We start from the raw sequence: 21,196 nt of genomic DNA on the forward strand, positions 1-21,196 counted from the left end.
CTGGGCAAACAGTCTCCTTTGTGCATGTCCCTTGTTGACAGCCTTGGGGGCCATGGGTAGTATGCCGACCACGCCAGCAGTGCTGGCGGGATAAAACGGGTCTTCACCCCGGTTTATGAAGTGGGTTTATAGCTCAGTTGGTTAGAGCACTACCTTGACATGGTAGGGGTCGTTGGTTCGAATCCAATTAAACCCACCACTTTTCGTGATGCGTCCTTAGCTCAGCTGGTTAGAGCACCACCTTGACATGGTGGGGGTCGGTGGTTCGAATCCACTAGGACGCACCATCACGAAACCCTGTTATGCGTCCTTAGCTCAGCTGGTTAGAGCATCACCTTGACATGGTGGGGGTCGGTGGTTCGAATCCACTAGGACGCACCATAACAGTTTGAATAAATTGCAGATATGAATTTGATGTGGGTTTATAGCTCAGTCGGTTAGAACAGTACTTTGACATGGCGTAGGCAATGCCGTTGGTTCGAATCCGGTTGAACACAGATGTGGGTTTATAGCTCAGTTGGTTAGAGCACTACCTTGACATGGTAGGGGTCGTTGGTTCGAATCCAATTAAACCCACCACTCCCCTGCAATGACACACAAAGTCGCCTTGCGCACCCTGCGTCCTTAGCTCAGCTGGTTAGAGCATCACCTTGACATGGTGGGGGTCGGTGGTTCGAATCCACTAGGACGCACCAGATTTGAAAAGCCCGCTTGATAGCGGGCTTTTTGCATTGGTCGGCTCTGACACCCGCTCTCCCCCGTCATCTGCCTCCCTCTGTTTCCTCTGGCACGCGGGCAGCCGTTGTCGTGCCATGGCCGCCGCGTTTACCTCGCGTTGTCAGAAGAGATCGAGCTGCTGGCCGCAGATCCGCTCGAACGACTCCCCCACAAAGGGAAGGATGGCGTCGGCGATGGGCCTGAGCTGCTTGTCGATGTAGTGCTCGTAGTCGACGGCGCTGCGCCGGTACTCCAAAGGCTCGGGGCCGTTCAGGGTCATCAGGTAGGCGATGGTGCCCCTGTGCTGATAGCGCTGGGGCAGGCCGCGGCGCAGATTCTCCTCATCCGCCAGGCGCGCCGCCCGCACATGGGGCGGCACGTTCTTCTGATACTCCTCGAGTTTCTGGCGCAGCCGCTTGCGGTAGATGAGCAGATCGTCGTGACGGCCCGCCCGAGTCTCGTCCACCATGGTGCGCACATAGCTGCTGGGATCCTGGTCGTGGAACACCATTTCGTAGAGCCGGGTCTGGAATGCCTTGGCAAGGGGGGTCCAGTCGGTGCGCACCGTCTCCAGCCCCTTGAACACCAGGTGCTCCCCTTCCCCTTCGCCCACCAGTCCCGCATAGCGTTTCTTGCTCCCCTTCTCCAGCCCGCGAATGGTGGGCATCAGGAAACGGCGGTAGTGGGTCTCGTACTGGATCTCCAGATGGCTCGGCAGGTCGAACTCCTGCCTGATCAGCGCGGCCCAGTTGTCGTTGATCATCTTCGCCAGTCGCTGGCCAATCTCGTCCGCCTGTTCGAGACGGATATGGCTCCCCAGGTGCACGAAGGTGGAGTCGGTATCCCCATAGATCACCTCGAACCCTTCTGCCTCTATCCACTCCCGGGTCTGCTGCATGATGCCGTGGCCCCGCAAGGTGATGGAGGAGGCGAGCCTCGGGTCGTAGAAGCGGCAACCCCCCGACCCCAACACCCCGTAGAAGGAGTTCATGATGATCTTGATGGCCTGGGAGAGGGCCTTGTTACTGGCGGCCTTGGCCCGATCCCGCGCCGCCCAGAGGGTGGCGATGAGATCCGGCAGGAAGTGGCGGGTTCGGGAGAACAGGGCGCCGCGAAAGCCTGGAATGGCGTTATCCGGGTGTTTGAGCCCCTCCACCAGCCCCATGGGGTCGATGCAGAAGGTGCGGATGATGCTGGGATAGAGGCTCTTGAAGTCGAGCACCAGCACGTGGCGATAGAGCCCCGGCTTGGAGTCCATCACATAGCCGCCGGGGCTTGCGAGCCCGCCGTCTGCCGGCAGGTTGGGCGCCACATAGCCACCGCGGTGCAGCCGTGGCAGATAGAGGTTGGTGAACGCCGCCACCGACCCGCCCACCCGGTCGAGCTCAAGACCGGTGAGGGAGGCGCGCTCGATGGCGAAGGGGATGAGGTGGCAGAAATCGAAGATCTCCCACACCAGCCTGCAATCTTCCAGGTTGTAGCGGGCCAGCGCCTCCTTGTCGGAGTGGAACAGCTCGGTGATCTTCTCCCCCCGGTTGGCCACGTCCTCGATGTCCTTGCCCCGCCCGAGCAGCTCGCTCGCCACCGCATCCAGGCTGTAGCTCGGGAACTGCCAGGTGGCGCTCTTGAGGGTATCGATGCCGTCCAGCACCATGCGCCCCGGGATGATGACGTTGCCGCTCTGGGGGTCGTTTCGGGACGAGCGCCAGAAGCAGAGCTCCCGCCCGCGCCCGAGCCGCAGCCGCCGCTTGTGGAGTTCGGCGCGGCGCAGCAGCAGGCGAAAGTCGAAATTCACCACGTTCCAGCCGATGACGAGATCGGGATCGTGCAGGCTGAACCAGCCCTCCAGGGCACCGAGCAGGGCTGGCTCGTCCGCCACCCACTCGACGGGGGTCTCCCAGTCCTGCGAGTCCGGCTCCGGGGCACCAATCATGATGACCCGCGCGTCCTCTTCGCTATGAAGCCCCACCGAGAAGAGAGTGCCATCCATGGCGCACTCCACGTCCAGGGAGACCCAGGAGAGGGTCGGCGTCACCGCCTGCGGCGCACAGCGCGCCTCGTTTACCTCCCAGTAACCCTGCCTGCCCCCCTTTCGCCTCGCCTTGCCGTCAAAGCGCATCCCGGCGGTGATGAAGCGCTCCATGAGAAAGCGCTCGGGCAGGCGGATATCCGCCTCGAAGTGCTCCAATCCGCGGATGAGCAGCAGCTCGATGGCGCGGTGGAAGGCGCTCAGGGTGGCAAAGTAGCAGCCCACCACCCGGCTCCCCTCGAAGGTGTGCATGGGGAGGCGGCGAAAACGCCCCCTCACCCCGGCCCCCTTGAAAAGCTCTGCCGCCTCCTCCAGGTGGCGTTCCGGGAGGAAGAAGACCGGCTCCTGCCCCGGCACCACCACCCGTACCGGTCCCTGTGCGCTCCAGAGCCACATCACGATCTCGGTACGCCCCTGCACATCCCGACCATGGCGGGTCAGGATGAAGCCGTCGAGCGGCGGGGTCACGGGAGGGAGGGGCTGGATGTCGGTCATGCAGGTGGTCGGGCTCAAGAGTGGGATGGGACTATTGTACGTTCATACAGTACCCGGCTGCAATTGCCGGGCTGGGCCCTCAGGGCAGGCGCTGTGCCCCGTCTTTGCCATCCGGCGCCGGATTGGGGCATAGTAACCTCGGCATCACTCACCGGCACCGGGCGAGACGGCATGTCCAACTTCCGGCAGACGCTGCGGCCTGCGCGCGCCAACCTTTTCCTCGACAAGGAGCACCCCATGACACAACAGTGGCAACGCATTGCCTCCCGCCTCACCGATGTGGGCGGCATCCCGGTGGCTCGCGCCATCCCGGTCAAGGAGCGGCGCACCATCGGGCCCTGGTGTTTTCTCGATCATATCGGCCCGACCCGCTTTGCCCCCGGCGCCCCCGGCATGGATGTGGGGCCCCACCCCCACATCGCCCTGCAGACCTTCACCTGGATGCTGGAGGGGGAGATCCTCCACCGGGACAGCCTGGGCAGCAAGCAGGTGATCCGTCCGGGCCAGGTGAACCTGATGACCGCAGGACGGGGCATCGCCCACACCGAGGAGTCGGTCCCGAACCAGCCCGATCTGCACGCCGCCCAGCTCTGGATAGCCCTGCCAGAGGCGGATCAGCATACCCCGCCCCGCTTCGATCACTACCCGACGCTCCCCCGCTGGCAGCAAGGGGAGATCACCCTCACCCTGCTCATCGGCGAGCACGGCGGCCGGCGCGCCCCCACTCTGCACTTCTCCCCCATTCTGGGGCTGGATCTGCACGCCCCCGAGGGAGGCGAGATCACCCTCCCCCTGGATCCCGCCTTCGAGCACGGCCTCTTTCCTCTCGCGGGGGAGACCATCGTCGCAGGGGAGGCCCTGGCCCCGGAGCAGCTGCTCTACCTGCCCCCCGGCAACCGGGAGGTGGCGCTGACCCTGCGCCCGGGCGCCCGGCTGCTGCTCATCGGCGGCGAGCCCCTGCCCAGACCGCTGCAGATCTGGTGGAACTTCGTGAGCGTCGACAAGGAGGCCATTAGCACCGCCGCCGCCGACTGGGAGAGCGGTCATCCGCGCTTTGGCGAGGTGACGGGTTACCAGGGGCCCCGTCTCAAAGCGCCGCCCCTGACCGGGCTCTGAGCCAGGGTTCCAAAACAAAAGAGCGCCCATGGCGCTCTTGTTGACTGGGATGAAGGCCCGTCAGGACTCCTCTTCCTGCTCCGCCTGCAACCTGGCCCGGCGGGCCATGGCCTCCTCCTGGGCACTCTCTATCTCGTGCAGCACACCATCCAGATCGATGGCCTCCCGGCTCTCTTCGAACAGGCCGGTGAGCTCGGTCTCGGGGCCCAGCTTGCCATCCTCGAACAAGGACCACATCTCCCGGGCATACCGGGTCTTGAGCAGCTCGGGGGCATACATGCCGTAGTAGTTGCGCATGTTGTCGACATCCCGCTCCAGCATGGCCCTGGCCTGGTTGTTGGCGGCAGCATCCACCACCTGGGGCAGGTCGATGATGACGGGCCCCTCTTCGTCCACCAGCACGTTGAACTCCGAGAGATCCCCGTGAATGAGGCCAGCGCAGAGCATGCGCACCACGTAGCGGATCACCTTGCCATGATCCACCAAAGCCTGCTCACGGGTCAGGGCCACGTCGTTGAGACGGGGGGCGACGTTGCCGTCGGCGTCGGTGATGAGCTCCATCAGCAGCACGCCATCGAGGCAGACATAGGGCCTGGGCACCCGCACCCCGGCCGCCGCCAGCTTGAACAGGGCATCCACCTCGGTGTTCTGCCACACCTCTTCGTGCTGCTTGCGACCGTACTTGGAGCCCTTCTCCATGGCGCGGGCATCGCGGCTGCTGCGTACCCGCCGCCCTTCCTGATAGACCACGGCCTGCTTGAAGCTGCGCTTTGACGCCTCTTTGTAGACCTTGGCGCAGCGGATCTCGTCGCCGCAGCGCACCACATAGACGTCGGCCTCTTTGCCGCTCATCAGCCGGCTGATGACATCGTCCACCAGGCCGTCATCAACCAGAGGTTGGATTCGATTTGGAATTTTCATGACCGCCCTTTTACCCTATTTGCACCTTGTTTGCACCTGTTTGCTGGTGGCCTGCCACCCCTGTCAGAAACGGCCCGCAAGGGGGCCGTGTCGATCAAGGTTCCGGTGGCAGCCCCTGGCGGATGCGGCGGACCCCCGCCTCGTAGAGACCGTCCTCGCCCTGATCGTGCTCCTGGGTTTCGAAGATCTTGAGAAACCACATGTACTGCTCGGGGAAGCGGCCAAGCTGCTGCTCCACCATGCGGTTCATCTGGTTGACGTCCGCCACCAGATCCGCGGTGGGATAAGGGTCGAACGGCGCCTCGATCTCCAGCCGGTAACACCCCTCGTCCTCGTCGTAGCAGGCCAGAATGGGCACGGCGCGGGCACCGGTCAGCTTCACCAGCTTGGGCAGGGCCGGCAGGGTCGCCTTGGGGTGGTTGAAGAAGGGTACGAAGAGGCTCGCCTCCCGGCCGTGATCCTGATCCGGCAGATAGAAGAAGCTGTCGCCGCTGCGCAGGGCCTTGATGGCGGGCTTGATGCCGACGCTGCGCTCGTAGATACGCCCGCCCTTGCTGCGCTCGCGGTTGATGTACCAGTCGAACACCGCATCCTTGGGGCTTTTCATCATGGTGCACATCTTGATCCCCTGGAGGGGGAAGTAGCGGCCAATCATGTCCACCGCCCAGGTGTGGGGCACCACGAAGATCATGGGGCGACCGGCTGCCCGCTCCGCCTCCACGTGCTCCCAGCCGCTCACCTTGACGCGCCCCTTGAGGAAGTCGGGGCTGCGCCAGGTCAGCTCGCCAAAGCCCAGGAAGGTCTTGAGCCCCACCCGGATGGATTTCAGCAGCAGGGCCTGACGGCCCGCCTCGTCGAGATGGGGGAAGCAGATCTTGAGGTTGGTGTCAGCGATGTAGGCCTGCTTCCTGGAGACGCGCAGCAGCAGGGGGGCCAGGTAGTCGGCCAGCTTGTCCCGTGCCCTTGCCGGCACCCAGGCCAGCAGGGAGAGCAGGGCGACGGCCAGCCAGCTGCCCCATAGACGGGGGTGCAGCAGGCGCGGATGAAAAGAGGTATCAAACACCGGATCTTGTGCGGACATGGTCGCCATCGAATCATCAAAACAGACCGTCATTTTAGTGATCCTGACAACTTTTTCTACCCTGCCCTGCACAGCGCCACCGCGCCAAGTCACTGATCAGACAAGTTAGAAATAAAAAGTGGCCCGCTTGGGGCCACATTTTTGCACCGGGTGAGCGCAAGGCTCAGGGATGGGGAGCAAGGCCCCGGCGGATGCGCCGGATCCCCTCTTCGTAGAGGCCATCCGGCCCCACCTGATCCTCACGGGTGTCGAAGATCTTGAGGAACCACATGTACTGGCCCGGGTGGCGGCAGAGCTGGCGCTCCACGCTGTCGTTCATGCGGCAGGTATCCGCCATCAGATCCGCGCTCGGGTAGTCGGCGTAGGGAGCCTCGACCTCCAGCCGGTAGCCGTGCGCCTGCTCGTCATAGCAGGCCAGCACCGGCAGGGCCCGGGCACCGGTCAGCTTCACCAGCCGTGGCAGGGCCGGCAACGTCGCCTTGGGGTGGTTGAAGAAGGGGGCGAACAGGCTCGCCTCCCGGCCGTGATCCTGATCCGGCAGATAGAAGAAGCTCAGGCCGGATTTCACCGCCTTGATCACCGGCTTGATGCCGGCGCTGCGCTCATAGACGCGGCAGCCGTGCCGAGCCCGCGCGCCGTTGATGTGCCAGTCGAACACCGGGTTGCGGGCGCTCTTCATCATGGTGCACATGGGCAGGCCCCGCTGGGCGAAGTAGTAGCCCGCCGCGTCGATGGGCCAGCTGTGGGGCACCACCAGGATCACCGGTCGGCCAGCGGCCTGCTCCGCCTCGATATGTTCCCAGCCGCTGACCTGGATCCGCCCCATCACGTGGGCGGGGCTGCGCCAGGTGAACTCGCCAAAGCCCAGCAGGCTCTTGAGGCCGACCCGGATGGAGGTCATCAGGATGGCCTCCCGCTCGGCCTCGCTCTTCTCCTTGAAGCAGATGGCGAGGTTGGTCCTGGCGATGTAGATCTGCTTCTTCGAGATGGCGCATACCAGGGGCGTCAGAGCATCGGCCAGGCGATCCCGCCAGCGCGGGGGAACGAAGGCGAGCACACCGATGGCGCCGAGGGCGAGCCAGCTCAACCAGTAACGGGGGTGCAGCAGACGAGGCTGGAATCGGGCGTCAAACACGGGATCAGATGAGGACATGGGCACGACAAAACAGTGGGAAGATAAATTGGCGCACATCGTGACAGGTATTACCAGTTAACGCCAACTGAATGTCGCCTGTATGGGCAACTATTTAAGCCACTTCACGGATTGACAAAAATAATCTGCTTCATTTGATTCCTCTCTGTTTCACTGCATCACGAACGGCAGACCCCGCACGGGCGAGGTCGATGACGAGGGGGTAAGAAAACCTTGTGCCTAGCGGCGTGCGGGCTGCCCCGGCAGGTCATCCTGCACGGCCGGCAGGAAGAACATCAGGTAACGCAGGACCACGTAACCCACCACCAGGGTGGCCACCCCCAGCTCCAGATAGGCCAGCTGATGGAGCTGCTCGGCATAGCGGGCCGCCTGTGGCCACTGCGACAGCAGGTGACTCACCTTGAACAGGGCGGTGGCCCCGATCACCAGGGGGAAGGTGAAAGCGGCGTAACCCGGCGAGAACGGCAGGCGCAGCAGCTTGATGAAGGCCAGGTAGATGATGCCGGTCATCAGCACGGCGATCCCGAGCAGCACCGCCACCAGCAGCAGGGAGGGATCCTGGCTCACGGTGAGGTAGCCGGCCAGCGACAGGCTCGCCGGGGCGGCCAGGATGGCGATGGTGGGCTTGGCGGCATCCGGCACCTCGTGGCTGAAGATGAGACGATAGAGCATCAGCGGCAGCATCAGGCCGTAACAGGCCATGCCGAACCAGAGCAGGCCGGTGGCCAGGGATGCGAAGGGACCGCCCGGGTAGGCCACGTCAGCCACGATGATCCCCACCGGCGGCACAAACCAGCTCGGCACCATGTGATGGATTTCGAACGCTCTGGCCCTGTGCCAGACGAAGGTGGCGAGGAAGACGAGGTGGATAATGACCGCAAACAGCCAGAGCCCCTGCCCCAGGGTCGGGGCGAGCAGGCCGACCGCCTTGGAGACCACCATGGTCCCCATGGCGTAGGTAGGCACCACGCTGCCCACCACGGGATGGGCGAGATCCTGCCACAGCAGGCGCGGGTGGATCAGAAACTTGAAGGTCAGGACGAGGAGCAGCACGGCGGCGATGGCGGCCCCCAGCAGTTGCAGACGGCCATCGAACTGACCGGCATTTTCCCAGCACCAGCCGAGGCTGGCGATCCCCAGAGCCAGACCGGCCATGGGGGTCGGGGCGGCGGCCAGGGAGCGGCGGGTTCTTGCGATCATGGCGGATACCCTCTTGATGATGACGATGGGCATAGGATAAAGGGGGTCTATCGTTTACGATATCTAAATGAATTGAACTTGGCGTTTAGGAAAATCAAACGATATGAAGCTCACCCTGCAACAACTCAAGGTGTTTGCCACCATCGCCCGCCACGGCAACCTGGGGGGCGCCGCCAATGAACTCTGCCTGAGCAAGGGGGCCGTCTCCCAGTCGCTGCAGGAGCTGGAGCGCCAGCTCGCCACGCCCCTGTTCGACCGGGTGCACCCGAGGCTCCAGCTCAACAGCGAGGGGCGCCTGCTGCAACCGGCCGCCGAGGAGCTGCTGACCCGGATGCAGGAGATAGAGCAGCTCTTCAGCCCCGATGCCGAGCCGAGCGGCCAGCTGCACCTCGGGGCCAGCCAGACCATCGGCAACTACCTGCTGCCCGCCCTGCTGGCGGAGGGGGCCCAGGAGCTGGGGGCCGCCCCCAGGGTCACCATCGCCAACACCCACCTCCTGTGCCATGCCCTCGCCCACTTCGAGCTGGATCTCGCCCTCATCGAGGGGGAGAACCACCACCCGGACCTGGTGAGCGAACCCTGGCTGGAGGACGAGATGCTCATCATCGCCGCCCCCGGTCACCCCCTGGCGGATCAGCTCGAGCTGCCCCTGCGCCGGCTTGCCGGGGAAACCTGGGTGCTGCGCGAGGCGCAATCCGGCAGCCGCGAGCAGTTCGAGCAGCAGCTCCAGCCCCACCTGCCCCGCTGGCAGGCGGGGATAGAGCTCAATACCCTGGAGGCGGTGATGCTGGCGGTGGAGAAGGGGCTCGGCATCTCCTTCATCTCCCGCCTCGCGGTGGCGGACCGGCTGGCACAGGGGCGCCTGGTGGCCCTCACCCCGAGTCGCCGCTTCCCCCGCCAGCTCTCCCTCGTCTGGCACAAGCAGAAGTTCCACTCCGTCGCCCTGCGCCGCTTCCTGGCCTTCTGCCGCGCCCAGACCCTGGCGTGAGAAACCCTTCGGATACGACAAGGGCGCCATTGGCGCCCTTGTCGTTCAGCCGATGCTCCCCTCGGCCCTCAGCCCTTCCCCGGCCTCAGCCGGCGAGTCCCCCTTCAATCCAGCCGAGCACCTGCCGGGTCACGGCCTGGGGCACCCAGGGGGAGTCCAGCAGCCGGTGGCGCAGGCAATCGGCGAAGTGATCCGCCTCGTGCTGCATGCCGCCCCCCTCCACCGGCAGGTAGATGTCCGCCGGCCAGATGACGGGGGCAGGCCCCCCTTGCCAGCGAATGTGCTGGGGATTCCACCACTTGCCCTCGATGACCAGGCTCCACCCCTCCCCGGACAAGGACGCTTCCCGCTCGAGATCCTCGATGATGGAGGCCCCGAGCTCGGCCCGAAACGGCTCATCGAACGTGAAGCTGGCGGTAAGATCCACCTCCCCCGGAGCCCGCGTCAGCGTCACCTCGGGGGCGGGGCAGCCCAGCCCCAGCCGATGACAGAGGGCGGCATGGAGCCAGAGGGGATAGACCCCCACGTCCCAGGCGGCGCCGCCATCCAGCGCCGGATCGAACAGCTTGCCCACCTTCGGCTGGGCCGAACCGAACGCCGCCCGCAGCTCGCGCGGCGGCGGCAGCAGGGGCAGGCGCTGCAACAGGGCGCGCATGGCGGGGAAGCACATCACCTTCATGGCCTCGAGCAGCAGCAGGCCCCGTGCGTGGGCGAGCGCCACCAGGGCGTCCCAATCCGCCACCCGGGTCACCGCCGGTTTTTCCACCAGTACGTGCTTGCCCGCCAGCAGCATCTGCCTCACCAGGCCCGCGTGCTCCGGGTGGATGACCGCCACATAGACGGCCTCCACCTCGGGGCTGGCGGCCAGGGCCTCATAGCTGCCATAGGCGTGGGGCAGCCCCAGATCCCGGGCGAACTCGTCCGCCCGTCCCTGGTCCCGGGCGGCGATGGCCACCACCTCGGCTCCCCTGGCGTGCCCGTTCACATCGCGGCAAAAACGCCGGGCGATGGCCCCCGCCCCGGCAATGCCAAAGCGCAGGGGCGCCCTTGTCTCGTCGTGCATCGTCTCTCCTTGCTACCCAATGGTGGACCCCGGCATCACGCCGGGCGCGGGCTCCCGGCCAGGCTGCGCAGCCAGCTTATCTCCTCGCCCCAGATGGACTCGTCGATGGTCTCGAGGATAAGCGGGATGCCGTCAAAACGGTCGTCGTTCATGATGTGGTGGAACACCGCCTCGCCGAGGTTGCCCTCCCGCAGGCTGTGGTGACGGTCGACCCGACTACCGAAGGTACACTTGGCGCCGTTGATATGCATCCCCTTGAGGTACTGGAACCCCACGATGCGGTCGAAGTCGGCAAACACCGCCCCGCACCCCTCGGGGGTACGCAGATCGTAACCGGCGGCGAAGGCGTGGCAGGTGTCAAAGCAGACGCCGACCCGACTCTTGTCCTCTACTCCGTCGATGAGGGTGGCCAGGTGCTCGAACGACCAGCCGAGGTTGGTGCCCTGACCTGCGGTATTCTCGATCACCGCCGTCACCCCTTCACTTCGCTCCAGCGCCCAGTTGATGGACTCGCTCACGAGCTTGAGGCTCACCGCCTCGGGGATCTGCTTGAGATGGCTGCCCGGGTGGAAGTTCAGGTAGCACAGCCCCAGTTGCTCGCAGCGCTTCATCTCGTCCAGAAACGCATCCCGGGACTTGGCGAGGGCATCGGGGTCGGGATGACCCAGGTTGATGAGGTAGCTGTCGTGGGGCAGGATCTGCTCGGGGCGAAAGCCCTCCTTCTCGCAGGCGGCCTTGAAGGCGCGAATGCTGGCCTCGGAGAGGGGCGCCGCCTGCCATTGGCGCTGATTCTTGGTAAACAGGGCGAAGGCGTTGGCCCCGATGGCTTTGGCCCGGGCGATGGTGTTTTCCACTCCGCCCGCCGCACTGACGTGGGCTCCGATAAATTTCATCTCATCTCCTGTGCACTGTGACCGGGTGCCTGCCGCGCTGGCCACCGCACCCGTTGCCGGGGCGCCATTATGCCCAAGCCAACCCCTTGCGCCAAACCGGGATTGTCGATGGGGGCAATGGAAAAGGCGCCCGCAGGCGCCTTGATGAGAGACAGGACATCCCTGTCCGTCAATAGGCCAGACCGGCCCCGTAGGGATAGAGCGGGCTTTGTGAGTCTTTGGCCACGTCCGGGGACTGGGTCAGCACCGCCTGCCAGCTGGAGGGCAGCTCGAAGGGGAGCTTGCCGCGTGCCTTCTGGGTGCCGCTCATGACATCGAACAGGGCCTGATCCAGGGCGCCGAAGTTGGCCAGCAGCACCCGGGCCGCCGGGGCCACCTCGGTCAGGATGGCGGGCCTGTCCAGATAGACGGAGAGCACCAGGGGCACCCCGGCCTGCTCGATGGCCTGGATGGCGGCAAAGTCATCCGCGCCGCGGTAGACCCCTTCGTGGGCCGTCTCCTGCACCACCTGATCATTGCTGGCAAAGCCGAGCTGACCGAAGTGGATGCTGCCAAACGGGAAGCGGGGATCCTGCTCGCCCGGGGCGTTGACCCGCACGATGGCAAGCTCCGCGTCGGCCAGGTTCGTCACCACCGTATAGCCGTTGGCCCTGGCCACCTCGGCGTTGACATTGTGCAGATAGACCCGCTTGCCGTCCGCCTTCAGCGGCAGCAGGGCTCCCTCGTTCTTCAGCAACACGTGAGACGCCGCCTGGGCGGCCTGGGCCTCTTGCTGGAACTCTGTCTTGCCCACCAGGGCCACCGCGGCCTCGGCATCCACATAGGGATTCTCGAAGAGCCCGAGGGCAAACTTCTGGGCCAGGATCCGCTCGGCCGAAGTGGTGACGGCCGCCTCGGTCACCAGACCGCTCTGCACCGCCGCCAGCAAGGGGGCTGGGTCTTCCACGCCACCGAACTGATCCACCCCGGCGTCGATGGCCTTGGCATAACGCTCGGCCTTGGTGAGCTTCTCCACGCCCCAGGACATGCCAAAGGGCACGGTCCAGGGGCTCACCCCGGCATTGACTTCATCCTGGGTCAGCCCCTGCTCGCAGCGGCTGTCACAGTCATTGACGATGCCCCAGTCGCTCAGCACCACGCCGTCAAACTTGAAGTGACCCCGCAACAGATCCGTGATGATCTGGCGGTTGAAGCCAAACCCCACCTCCTCGACGGGCTGCCCATCCTGGGTCAGGCCCAGGGGCATGGCGTAATAGGGCATCACGGCGGCCACCCTGGCCTCGAAGGCGCCCTCGAAGGGCACCAGGTGGTAGGCAAACTGACCGCCGGGGTAAACCTGCTCCTTGCCCCAGGGGTTGTGGGCATCCAGCCCGTCCTTCTGGGGACCGGCCCCGGCGAAGTGCTTGACCACGGTGACCACGCTCTCCTTGCCTATCCCCTCGCTCCCCTGCTGGAAGCCCTCGATGTAGGCCTTGACCAGGGACTTGGCGAGCAGGTTATCTTCCCCGAAGGTGCCGTTGATGCGCCCCCAGCGCGGCTCGGTCGCAAGATCCGCCTGGGGCGAGAGGGCCTCGTGGATGCCGACGGCCCGGTACTCCTGACGGGCGATGTCGCCAAAGCGCTGCACCAGGGCAGCATCGCCGATGGCGGCCAGCCCCAGGGTTTCGGGCCACTGGGAGAAGGCCCCGGCACCGATGCTGGTGGCGTTGGGATCATGGGTGAAGTGGTTGCGGGGATCCGTGCTCACCGTCATGGGGATGCCGAATCCCACCCCTTCCAGCAGGGCCTGCAGGGTGTTGTTGTCCGCGGCGATGGCCGCCGGATCACCGGCCATGCGGGTGATGAAGGTGTTGACCCCGTCCTCGCGCAGCATCTTGTCCATGGCCGCGAGGTTCACCCGCCCCGCCCCGTCCAGCACCAGGGTGCCGTGCATCATCAGCCCTGCCTTCTGGGCCAGGGTGAGCCTGCCCACCAGATCCCGGGCCCGCTCGGCGGCGCCGAGGCGCCAGTCCTCGTAGGGGGTCAGGGTGCCGCTGCCATCGAGATCCTTGAATTGCAGGCCGTCCTGCTCGATGAGGGTGACGGTGCGGTGGCCCAGAACGGGCTGCTCGGGCTTGGGGGTGGAGTCGTTGTCGTTGCACCCTGCCAGCAGCAGGGCCCCGATGGCGAGGGCGACACGGGTTCGGGAGAGCGAGTGGTGTTTCATTGTTGTTATCTTCCTTGTGTGTGTAGGAGTCGCCACTCTATGCAAAAGCGGCCCCTCTCACTTGCCCGTCGGGTGCAGGAAGTTGCCGGTTGGGAGCAGGATTGAAAAGTGTGAAAAGGGTTGCAGGGTTACCCTTGGTTACAAATCTGAAACATGAAAGCGGCGCTGGCTCACGGCAATCCGCCGCCGTTGGCCGATGATGGTGGGCCACCGCTGACAAGGATTTTTGCCGTGAAGACCGTCTCCAACCGGATTGCCCTGCACTGCCTCAACCACTGGCAGGCCCGCGGGCGGGATCCTGCTGCCCTCCTGCACCCCTGCGGCATCGCCCACGAAGAGCTGCTGATCCCTCAGGGGCGGCTCGACACCGTGCGCCACTTCCGGCTGCTGGCCGGGGCCGCCCCCCACGTGGATCTGGCCCTCGACTGGACACCCCCCGCCCTACCCGGTCTCTTTGCCGACTTCATGTCGCTGGCGAGCCTGTGCTGCAACGCCGCCACCCTTCGCCAGGCCCTGCACTTCTTCCTCGCCTACCGCCCCCTCATCGGCGAGAGCGACGAGATCCGCCTGCAAGAAGAAGAGGGACAGGCCAGGATCAGCTACCATTCGGAGTCCGATCATCCGGACGTCATCGCCCTGAGCAGCCTGGCCAACCTCTGCCATCTCTATGCCCTGCTCCAGTTCTACCACCCGGGCCAGGGGCTGCTGGTGCTGCCCACCCCGGTACGCCCCAGGCTGTGGCGTGAGCTGGCAGGCTGGCTGGAAGGGCGGTTGCAACAGGGGGCGGCCTTCGAGCTACGCTTTCCCGCCGCCTTGCTCGATCTCACCCACGAGCAGTGCAACCTGCCCCTGCAACCCCTGCTGCTCGGGGAGCTCGACCGGCAGATGGCCCAGCTTCGCCCCAGCAGCCGCTACCGGGACAGGGTGATGACACTCATTCGCCAGCAGCTGTGGCAAGAGAGCACCGAGGCCTCCTCTCTGCTCGATGGGGTGTGCGAGCACCTCAAGCTGACCCGCTGGACCCTCAACCGCCATCTGCGGGAGGAAGGGTGCCACTTCTCGGGTCTGCTGGAGCGGGTGCGCCGGGAGGAGGCCTGCCGCCTGTTGCAGGATCCCGCCCTCCCCCTGCAGACAGTGGGGGAGCGCCTGGGTTTTGCCCGCCAGAGCAGCTTTACCCGCTTCTTTCGGGAGGCGTTTGCCCTCTCCCCCCGCGAGTTTCGCTCAAGGCGCAGCCGCCTCTGAGGCGCCCCCGAGATGGGCGGCGAGCAACCCCGCCAGCCAGTGGATGAAGAGCTGGACCCTGGGGGCCAGTTGGCGGCGATGGGCATAGAGGGCGTGGATGGGGAGCGGTGGCGGCTGCCACTGGGGCAGGATGCTCACCAGCTCGCCCACCGCGAGCAGGGATTCGACCCCCACCCGCGGCATCTGGATGATGCCAAGCCCCGCCAGCGCCGCCGCCAGGTAGGTCTCGCTGTCATTGACCATGAGGGCCCCCGCCATGGGCAGCAGGGCGCGGCGGCCATCTTCTGCCAGGTATTCAAAGCCGGGTTCGCTGCGCCCCTGCCCGGCACCAAACCCGGGACCATAATGCACCAGCCGGTGGCCCGCCAGATCCCCAAGGGTGCGGGGCACCCCGTGGCGAGCCAGGTAGCCTGCGCTGGCACAGTTGATCTGGCGATAGTGACCAAGGGGCCTGGCCACCAGGCTGGAGGGCTCAAGCGCCCCGACCCGCACCACGCAGTCAAACCCCTCGCGCACCAGATCCACCCGCCTGTCCGTGCTGCTCAGCATCAGTTGCAGGGCGGGATGCTGCGCCAGAAAGTCCGGCAGGGCCGGGATCACCAGGTGGCGGGCCATCCGGCTTGGCATGTCGACCCGCAGTTGTCCCGAGATCTGCCCCCCCTGGCGAAACAGGCCGTCAAACTCCTCCATGTCCGCCAAAAGCTCCCGGCATCTGGCATAGCAGAGCTGGCCGTCCGTGGTGAGCTGCACCCGCCGCGTGGTACGCAGCAGGAGCCGGGTCCCCATGCGCTCCTCCAGCCGGCGGATGGCGGCAGAGAGGGTCGCCTTGGGGATGCCCGTCTGCTCGGCGCAGCGGGTAAAACTCTCCAGCTCGGCAACCCGCACGAAGGCTCTCATCGCATCCAGTTGATCCATGGTCTGATTGTCTCGATAAACGGAACAGTGATTCTATTATCACGCTATTTATCCAGTTAAAAAGGAACAATACAGTGATCCGGTCGGCTCGTATCGAGCCTGTGTCCGCCACCCTGACAGGAGTCATACCATGACCAGACCCATCGCCCTCATCACCGGGGCCAGCCGCGGCCTTGGCAAGCACGGGGCCCTGGCCCTCGCCGCCAAAGGCGTCGACCTCATCATCACCTATCGCAGCCAGGCCGCAGAGGCGGAGGCGGTGGTGACCCAGGCCCGCACCCTCGGCGTCCGGGCCCACGCCCTGGCACTGGACGTGGGCGAGAGCGCCACCTTCGCAGCCTTCGCAGAGGAGGTGACGCAACTGCTCGCCCGAGAGTGGCAGCGCACCCATTTCAACTTCCTGGTCAACAACGCCGGGATCGGCATTCATGCCAGCTTTGAGCAGACCACGGAGCAGCAGTTCGACACCCTGCTCAACATCCACCTCAAGGGGACCTTCTTCCTGACCCAGGCGCTCCTGCCCCTCCTGGCAGACGGCGGTCGCATCCTCAACCTCTCCACCGGTCTCACCCGCTTCGCCATGCCGGGTTATGCCGCCTACGCCGCCATGAAGGGGGGCGTCGAGGTGCTCACCCAGTATCTGGCCAAGGAGCTGGGCCCCAGGGGCATCGCGGTCAACGTGCTGGCCCCCGGCGCCATCGAGACCGATTTTGGCGGCGGCGTGGTGCGCGACAACAAGGGGGTCAACGACTTTCTCGCGAGCCAGACCGCCCTTGGCCGGGTGGGTCAGCCCGACGACATCGGTGGCGCCATCGCCGCCCTGCTCTCCGATGACTGCCGCTGGATCACCGCCCAGCGCATCGAAGCCTCGGGCGGCATGTTTATCTAGGCGGTCATGGTTGCCTGCTGCACAAACAAGGAAGGCCCCCTCCGACGAGGGGGCCTTCCGGCATTGGGCAAACGAGGTGCGGCGCACCGGGCCCGTTACAGGGCCTTGCCACCGCTTGCAATGACCTGGCTGTACCAGTGGAAGCTCTCTTTCTTGATGCGACGAAGAGACCCTCCCTGCTCGTCCCTGTCCACGTAGACAAAGCCGTAGCGCTTCTGGTAGCCGTTGAGCCAGCTCAGGATGTCGGTGAAGGACCAGGCGCAGTAGCCCAGGAGCTCAACCCCGTCCTGCATCGCCTCCTGGCACGCCTTGAGGTGGCTGTGCAGATAGGCGATACGGTAGTCGTCGTTCACCTTGTCCCCGGCTTCCAGCTTGTCGAACTCCCCCAGGCCGTTCTCGGTGATCATCAGCGGCAGGGCGTAGCGGGAGGAGAGCCGACGCAGGGCGATGCGCATCCCGGTGGGATCGATGGCCCAGTCCCAGTTGCTGGTCTCAAGGTGCGGATTGGGGGCCGTCTTGTAGAGGCCGGGAATGCCGCTGGAGGGCGTAGTGCCCTTCTTGCCCGTGGTGTTGATGCGCTGCATCGTCTGGCCGCCGAGGGGGTTGTCGGTGAAGGTCAGGGTGTAGTAGTAGTTGACCCCGATGTAGTCAGGGGTGCCTTCGCGCAAGAGCTCGAGATCGCCCGGCAGGATCTCCGGCGCCTCGCCGGTCTCCCGCAGATAGGCGAGCGCCGCCTGGGGGTAACGGCCGAAGCAGTAGGCATCCAGCCACCAGAGGTTGGTGAACTCCTCGGCATTCTCGAACGCCAGCATGTCGCTCGGGGCGCAGGAGGCCGGATAGGCGGGGGAGTACGCAAAGCTCGGCCCGATCATGCCGTTTGGCACGTGCTGGCGAAACGCCTTGATGACCCGGGCATTGGCGAGAAACGCGATGTGGTTGGCGGCGAAGAAACGCTTCCTGTCCTGCACGGCGGGAGGATGGGTGCCCAGCTGGTAGGCGTTGGTCAGGTTGTAGTTCTGCTCGTTGAGCGACACCCAGTACTTCACCTTGCCGGCGAAGCGCTGATAGAGGGTCACGCAATAGCGCTCGAAGTCGTCGATGATGCGCCTGTCTTCCCAGCCGCCGTACTCATCCTGCAGGGCCTGGGGGAGATCCCAGTGATAGAGGGTCAGCACCGGCTCGATGCCGTGGGCCAGCAGGGCATCGATGAGCCTGTCGTAGAAGGCGAGCCCCGCCTCGTTCACCTCGCCACGCCCCGTCGGGTAGATGCGCGGCCAGCTCACCGAGAAGCGATAGGCCTTGAGCCCCATCTCGGCCATCAGCGCAACGTCCTCTTCCACCCTGTGGTAGTGATCCACCGCCACGTCTCCGTTGCTCCCTTCAAAGGTCTTGCCCGGCAACTTGGTAAAGCTGTCCCATACCGAGGGGCCCTTGCCCTCCTCGTTCCAGGCCCCTTCCACCTGATAGGCGGCGGAGGCGGCGCCCCAGAGGAAACCGTTCGGGAAGTCATTGAACTTGTGATGATGCATCTGGTGTTGCTCCTTCTGCGTGGATGGCGGGGGCCATCCTGTGATACGTCGGCCCCGTACAGGGGTCCGAAATGAGTTGGCACCAGCATCCAACACTTCTAGAATTCCGTCCAATGACAAATATGGCCACCTATCATTCCTATTTGGAATCAAGCGAGGCACCATGGAGTTGAGAGACCTGAAAGCCTTCGTCACCCTGGGGGAGGTATTGCACTTTGGTCAGGCGGCGGCGCGCCAGCACGTCACCCAGTCGGCTCTGAGCAAGCAGATCCGCCGGCTGGAGGCGGACCTTGGCGGCGAGCTGTTCGAGCGCAACGCCGGCAGCACCCGGCTGACGGTGCTCGGGCGCGCCCTCTATGCCGACGCCTGCACCCTGGTGGCCCAGAGCGAGCAGCTCGCCCGCAGCGCCCGCGACGTGCTGGCGGGCCACGCGGGTACCCTGCGCATCGGCTTCGGGGTCGCCACCAAGCTGCTGGTGCCCGCCGCCATCGCCCGCTTTCGGGCCAGCCGCCCCGGGGTCGCCATCGAGCTCAACGATCTCTCCACCCATCACCAGTTGCTGGCGCTGGCGGAGGGCCGGCTGGATCTCGGCTTCTGCCGCCTGCCCGCCCCCAAGGGCTGGCCGGTGCTGCCCGTGGTACGCGCCCATTTCGTCGCCGTGCTGCCCGCAGGCTATCAGGGGGTGGCAGGGCTCGCCGATCTGCAGGAGAAGCCGCTCGCCATCCTGCGCCGGGACAAGGCCCCCTCTTTTTACGATCAGTTCATCCATTACCTCGCCCAGAGCGGCCTGCGCTTTCAGGACATCCAGTACGTGAACGACTTCGCCGCCGGCATCGCCACCGCGGCAGCCGGCATCGCCTGGACCCTGGTCCCCTCCTCCACCACCATTGAGCATCCCGATGTGCTGACCCTGCCCCTCGGGGAGGCCGACGCGAGCTGGATCATCGGGCTCATTCGCCCGCCGGGCAACGACAATCCCCTCGTCGCCCCCTTCTGGCAGACGGTGGCGGAGCTGGCGGATCCCGCCCTCACCGGCCTCATGACGGCAGGGTACGGGGCTCCCACCTGGGACACCCCATGAAAGGGAACCATTCGAGAATCACATTAACGATGGCATTGGGCGGACACCCTCCTTAAAATTGCCGCACTGCCCCGACGCCACGACAAGGATCCGTTTCGTTCATGCACTCTCACTGGCTGCTGAGGTTTGATCTGCATCGCCTCATCCTTGCGCTGGCCGTCATCGGCGTGCTGGCTACCTTTGGCAACAGCTTTTACGCCATCTATCAGGCACAACGGCAACTGCTCATCGACAGCACCCTGGAAGCAAACCGGGTCTATGCCACCAAGCTCGCCGCCTCCACCGAGACCATGCTGCGCTCGGCCCAGGGACAGCTGGCCTATGGCGCGGCCCGGCTCGCCCCCTTGCTGCAGGGCAACGACCTCCATGGACTCGAGGAGGTGGCGGGCCAGTTGCGCCAGCAGACCAACACCTTCAACTCGGTGGCCATCGTGAACACCGATTCCGTCATCGTCGCCGTCTCTCCCGAGGCATTGCATGTGAAAGGGGTCAAGCTCACCTCGGCCAATGCGAGCCGGACCCTGGCCAGCCAGCAGCCCCTCATCGCGGATCCCTTGGTCTCCCTCACTGGCAACTACCTCATCAGCCTCTCCCACCCCATCTTCTCGGCAGACAAGCGCTACCTCGGCTATGTCGCCGGCACCATTTATCTGGAGTCCGCCAGCGTGCTCTCCAGCCTGCTGGGGCAGCACTACTACCAGGATGGTTCTTATCTTTATGTGGTGGACCGCCAGCGCACCCTCATCTACCACCCGAACCCGGAGCGCATCGGCCAGAGGATTGGCAAGAACCGGGTGGTGGATGCGGTGCTCAAAGGGCAGGATGGCGCCCAGAGCGTGCTCAACTCCCGAGGCAGCGAGATGCTGGCAGGCTTTGCCCCGGTGGCGGACGCAGGCTGGGGGATAGTGGCCCAGCGCCCCCGCAGCGCCACCCTGGCCGGCCTGGATGAACAGATGCTGGAGATCCTCAAGGGGATGATCCCGGTCACCCTCTTCATTCTCTTCGTCATCTGGCTCTCGGCCACCATCATCGCCAGACCCTTGCGGCAACTGGCCAACCGGGCCGGACTCATGGATCAGCAGGGGGCCGCCACCAGCATCTCGGGGATCCACGCCTGGTATTTCGAAGCGGCCCAGTTGAAGCAGGCCATCCTCAAGGGGCTGGGGCTGCTCAACACCAAGATCGACAAACTGCACACCGACAGCCACACCGATCCCATGACGGGCCTGTTCAACCGCCGGGCCATGCAGCAAATGCTGGACGAGTACGAGGTCGAGCGTCAGCCCCTGACGGTGATTGCCCTGGACATCGATCACTTCAAGGCCATCAACGACCGCTTTGGTCACGACGTGGGGGATGCCGTCATCGTCTCCCTCGCCACCCTGATGCAGCAGGATCTGCGTTCCGATGCCGCCTTGTGTCGAAGCGGCGGCGAGGAGTTCCTGCTGCTGCTGCCCGGGGTCTCCCTTGCACAGGCGCAGAAGATCGCCGAGCGCCTGCGTACCCGGGTGGCGAGCCACGACATGGAGGTAGCTGGCCACATCACCATCTCCCTCGGCGTCGCCCACTGGGGAGCGGATGCCACCAGCATCGCCGCCGTGCTCAAGGAGGCGGACAAGGCGCTCTATGATGCCAAGAGCCAGGGCCGAAACTGCGTGGTGGTGGCCCTGGGCTGATC

Annotated in this window: 16 protein-coding genes and 5 tRNA genes; 11 read left to right on the forward strand and 10 right to left on the reverse strand. The window is 65.2% G+C overall.

Features of this window, described 5'->3' with window-relative positions; all coding sequences use genetic code 11:
• The first annotated feature begins 122 nt into the window (after positions 1-122).
• The 5 genes from I6L36_RS02525 to I6L36_RS02545 all read left to right on the forward strand — a co-directional run bounded on the left by I6L36_RS02525 (position 123) and on the right by I6L36_RS02545 (position 695).
• A tRNA-Val gene (locus I6L36_RS02525) sits at positions 123-199 on the forward strand.
• Positions 200-210: 11 nt separating this feature from the next.
• Positions 211-287: transfer RNA gene (locus I6L36_RS02530), tRNA-Val, on the forward strand.
• 17 nt (positions 288-304) lie between these two features.
• A tRNA-Val gene (locus I6L36_RS02535) sits at positions 305-381 on the forward strand.
• 121 nt (positions 382-502) lie between these two features.
• A tRNA-Val gene (locus I6L36_RS02540) sits at positions 503-579 on the forward strand.
• Positions 580-618: 39 nt separating this feature from the next.
• A tRNA-Val gene (locus I6L36_RS02545) sits at positions 619-695 on the forward strand.
• Positions 696-838: 143 nt separating this feature from the next.
• Here I6L36_RS02545 and I6L36_RS02550 read toward each other — a convergent pair.
• Positions 839-3,241 (reverse strand): DNA polymerase II, encoded by a 2,403-nt coding sequence (locus I6L36_RS02550; protein WP_111897001.1) that lies wholly within the window; start codon positions 3,239-3,241, stop codon positions 839-841.
• Positions 3,242-3,478: 237 nt separating this feature from the next.
• On the opposite strand from I6L36_RS02550, the gene I6L36_RS02555 reads away from it, so the two are divergent.
• Entirely contained in the window at positions 3,479-4,357 is an 879-nt protein-coding gene (locus tag I6L36_RS02555) for a pirin family protein (protein WP_111897000.1), read from the forward strand.
• Positions 4,358-4,417: 60 nt separating this feature from the next.
• On the opposite strand, the gene I6L36_RS02560 is transcribed toward I6L36_RS02555, so the two are convergent.
• The 4 genes from I6L36_RS02560 to I6L36_RS02575 form a co-directional block, all read right to left on the reverse strand.
• Entirely contained in the window at positions 4,418-5,278 is an 861-nt protein-coding gene (locus I6L36_RS02560) for a PA4780 family RIO1-like protein kinase (RefSeq protein ID WP_029314478.1), read from the reverse strand.
• Positions 5,279-5,372: 94 nt separating this feature from the next.
• A complete protein-coding gene (locus tag I6L36_RS02565; RefSeq protein ID WP_109113063.1) occupies positions 5,373-6,368 on the reverse strand; it encodes a lauroyl-Kdo(2)-lipid IV(A) myristoyltransferase in 996 nt (331 codons plus the stop codon).
• Between the two features lie 154 nt (positions 6,369-6,522).
• The gene (locus tag I6L36_RS02570; protein ID WP_045524804.1) at positions 6,523-7,512 is read right to left on the reverse strand and encodes a lipid A biosynthesis (KDO)2-(lauroyl)-lipid IVA acyltransferase; all 990 of its coding nucleotides are present in this window, start codon (positions 7,510-7,512) and stop codon (positions 6,523-6,525) included.
• Between the two features lie 219 nt (positions 7,513-7,731).
• A complete protein-coding gene (locus I6L36_RS02575; RefSeq protein ID WP_109113064.1) occupies positions 7,732-8,712 on the reverse strand; it encodes a TDT family transporter in 981 nt (326 codons plus the stop codon).
• 103 nt (positions 8,713-8,815) lie between these two features.
• Here I6L36_RS02575 and I6L36_RS02580 point away from each other — a divergent pair, with 103 nt between their 5' ends.
• Complete coding sequence (locus tag I6L36_RS02580; protein ID WP_010674621.1) at positions 8,816-9,700, forward strand: LysR substrate-binding domain-containing protein; 885 nt, start codon at positions 8,816-8,818, stop codon at positions 9,698-9,700.
• Between the two features lie 85 nt (positions 9,701-9,785).
• On the opposite strand, the gene I6L36_RS02585 is transcribed toward I6L36_RS02580, so the two are convergent.
• The 3 genes from I6L36_RS02585 to I6L36_RS02595 form a co-directional block, all read right to left on the reverse strand.
• A complete protein-coding gene (locus tag I6L36_RS02585) occupies positions 9,786-10,763 on the reverse strand; it encodes a Gfo/Idh/MocA family protein (RefSeq protein WP_111896941.1) in 978 nt (325 codons plus the stop codon).
• Between the two features lie 35 nt (positions 10,764-10,798).
• Positions 10,799-11,656: a deoxyribonuclease IV gene (gene nfo, locus I6L36_RS02590; RefSeq protein ID WP_109113205.1), complete on the reverse strand. Its 858-nt coding sequence runs from the start codon at positions 11,654-11,656 to the stop codon at positions 10,799-10,801.
• A 169-nt stretch (positions 11,657-11,825) separates the two neighbouring features.
• The gene (locus tag I6L36_RS02595) at positions 11,826-13,862 is read right to left on the reverse strand and encodes a glycoside hydrolase family 3 protein (RefSeq protein WP_109113204.1); all 2,037 of its coding nucleotides are present in this window, start codon (positions 13,860-13,862) and stop codon (positions 11,826-11,828) included.
• Between the two features lie 231 nt (positions 13,863-14,093).
• Between I6L36_RS02595 and I6L36_RS02600 the strand changes: the two genes are divergently transcribed.
• Positions 14,094-15,104 (forward strand): AraC family transcriptional regulator, encoded by a 1,011-nt coding sequence (locus I6L36_RS02600; protein ID WP_216986956.1) that lies wholly within the window; start codon positions 14,094-14,096, stop codon positions 15,102-15,104.
• On the opposite strand, the gene I6L36_RS02605 is transcribed toward I6L36_RS02600, so the two are convergent.
• Complete coding sequence (locus I6L36_RS02605) at positions 15,084-16,019, reverse strand: LysR family transcriptional regulator (protein WP_109112800.1); 936 nt, start codon at positions 16,017-16,019, stop codon at positions 15,084-15,086. The genes I6L36_RS02600 and I6L36_RS02605 overlap by 21 nt on opposite strands.
• Before the next feature lie 130 nt (positions 16,020-16,149).
• Between I6L36_RS02605 and I6L36_RS02610 the strand changes: the two genes are divergently transcribed.
• Positions 16,150-16,908, forward strand: coding sequence for an SDR family NAD(P)-dependent oxidoreductase (locus tag I6L36_RS02610; protein WP_103260056.1), 759 nt, complete (start codon positions 16,150-16,152; stop codon positions 16,906-16,908).
• Between the two features lie 95 nt (positions 16,909-17,003).
• Here I6L36_RS02610 and I6L36_RS02615 read toward each other — a convergent pair whose 3' ends face one another.
• On the reverse strand, positions 17,004-18,437 hold the full coding sequence (locus I6L36_RS02615; RefSeq protein ID WP_109112799.1) for a glycoside hydrolase family 1 protein: 1,434 nt from the start codon (positions 18,435-18,437) through the stop codon (positions 17,004-17,006).
• 163 nt (positions 18,438-18,600) lie between these two features.
• Here I6L36_RS02615 and I6L36_RS02620 point away from each other — a divergent pair, with 163 nt between their 5' ends.
• Together I6L36_RS02620 and I6L36_RS02625 are read left to right on the forward strand one after the other, a co-directional pair.
• Positions 18,601-19,518, forward strand: a complete 918-nt coding sequence (locus tag I6L36_RS02620) for a LysR family transcriptional regulator (RefSeq protein WP_109112798.1) — start codon at positions 18,601-18,603, stop codon at positions 19,516-19,518.
• Positions 19,519-19,619: 101 nt separating this feature from the next.
• A complete protein-coding gene (locus I6L36_RS02625) occupies positions 19,620-21,194 on the forward strand; it encodes a diguanylate cyclase (protein WP_109112797.1) in 1,575 nt (524 codons plus the stop codon).
• Positions 21,195-21,196: the final 2 nt, after the last annotated feature.

The organism is Aeromonas sp. FDAARGOS 1406, from assembly GCF_019048565.1.
Classification (GTDB): domain Bacteria; phylum Pseudomonadota; class Gammaproteobacteria; order Enterobacterales; family Aeromonadaceae; genus Aeromonas; species Aeromonas caviae.

Bases quoted from the DNA above. Each gene is read 5' to 3' on its own strand.
- I6L36_RS02550 (WP_111897001.1), bottom strand. From the start codon at position 3,241: ATGACCGACATCCAGCCCCTCCCTCCCGTGACCCCGCCGCTCGACGGC.
- I6L36_RS02555 (WP_111897000.1), top strand. From the start codon at position 3,479: ATGACACAACAGTGGCAACGCATTGCCTCCCGCCTCACCGATGTGGGC.
- I6L36_RS02560 (WP_029314478.1), bottom strand. From the start codon at position 5,278: ATGAAAATTCCAAATCGAATCCAACCTCTGGTTGATGACGGCCTGGTG.
- I6L36_RS02565 (WP_109113063.1), bottom strand. From the start codon at position 6,368: ATGGCGACCATGTCCGCACAAGATCCGGTGTTTGATACCTCTTTTCAT.
- I6L36_RS02570 (WP_045524804.1), bottom strand. From the start codon at position 7,512: ATGTCCTCATCTGATCCCGTGTTTGACGCCCGATTCCAGCCTCGTCTG.
- I6L36_RS02575 (WP_109113064.1), bottom strand. From the start codon at position 8,712: ATGATCGCAAGAACCCGCCGCTCCCTGGCCGCCGCCCCGACCCCCATG.
- I6L36_RS02580 (WP_010674621.1), top strand. From the start codon at position 8,816: ATGAAGCTCACCCTGCAACAACTCAAGGTGTTTGCCACCATCGCCCGC.
- I6L36_RS02585 (WP_111896941.1), bottom strand. From the start codon at position 10,763: ATGCACGACGAGACAAGGGCGCCCCTGCGCTTTGGCATTGCCGGGGCG.
- nfo (WP_109113205.1), bottom strand. From the start codon at position 11,656: ATGAAATTTATCGGAGCCCACGTCAGTGCGGCGGGCGGAGTGGAAAAC.
- I6L36_RS02595 (WP_109113204.1), bottom strand. From the start codon at position 13,862: ATGAAACACCACTCGCTCTCCCGAACCCGTGTCGCCCTCGCCATCGGG.
- I6L36_RS02605 (WP_109112800.1), bottom strand. From the start codon at position 16,019: ATGGATCAACTGGATGCGATGAGAGCCTTCGTGCGGGTTGCCGAGCTG.
- I6L36_RS02610 (WP_103260056.1), top strand. From the start codon at position 16,150: ATGACCAGACCCATCGCCCTCATCACCGGGGCCAGCCGCGGCCTTGGC.
- I6L36_RS02615 (WP_109112799.1), bottom strand. From the start codon at position 18,437: ATGCATCATCACAAGTTCAATGACTTCCCGAACGGTTTCCTCTGGGGC.
- I6L36_RS02620 (WP_109112798.1), top strand. From the start codon at position 18,601: ATGGAGTTGAGAGACCTGAAAGCCTTCGTCACCCTGGGGGAGGTATTG.
- I6L36_RS02625 (WP_109112797.1), top strand. From the start codon at position 19,620: ATGCACTCTCACTGGCTGCTGAGGTTTGATCTGCATCGCCTCATCCTT.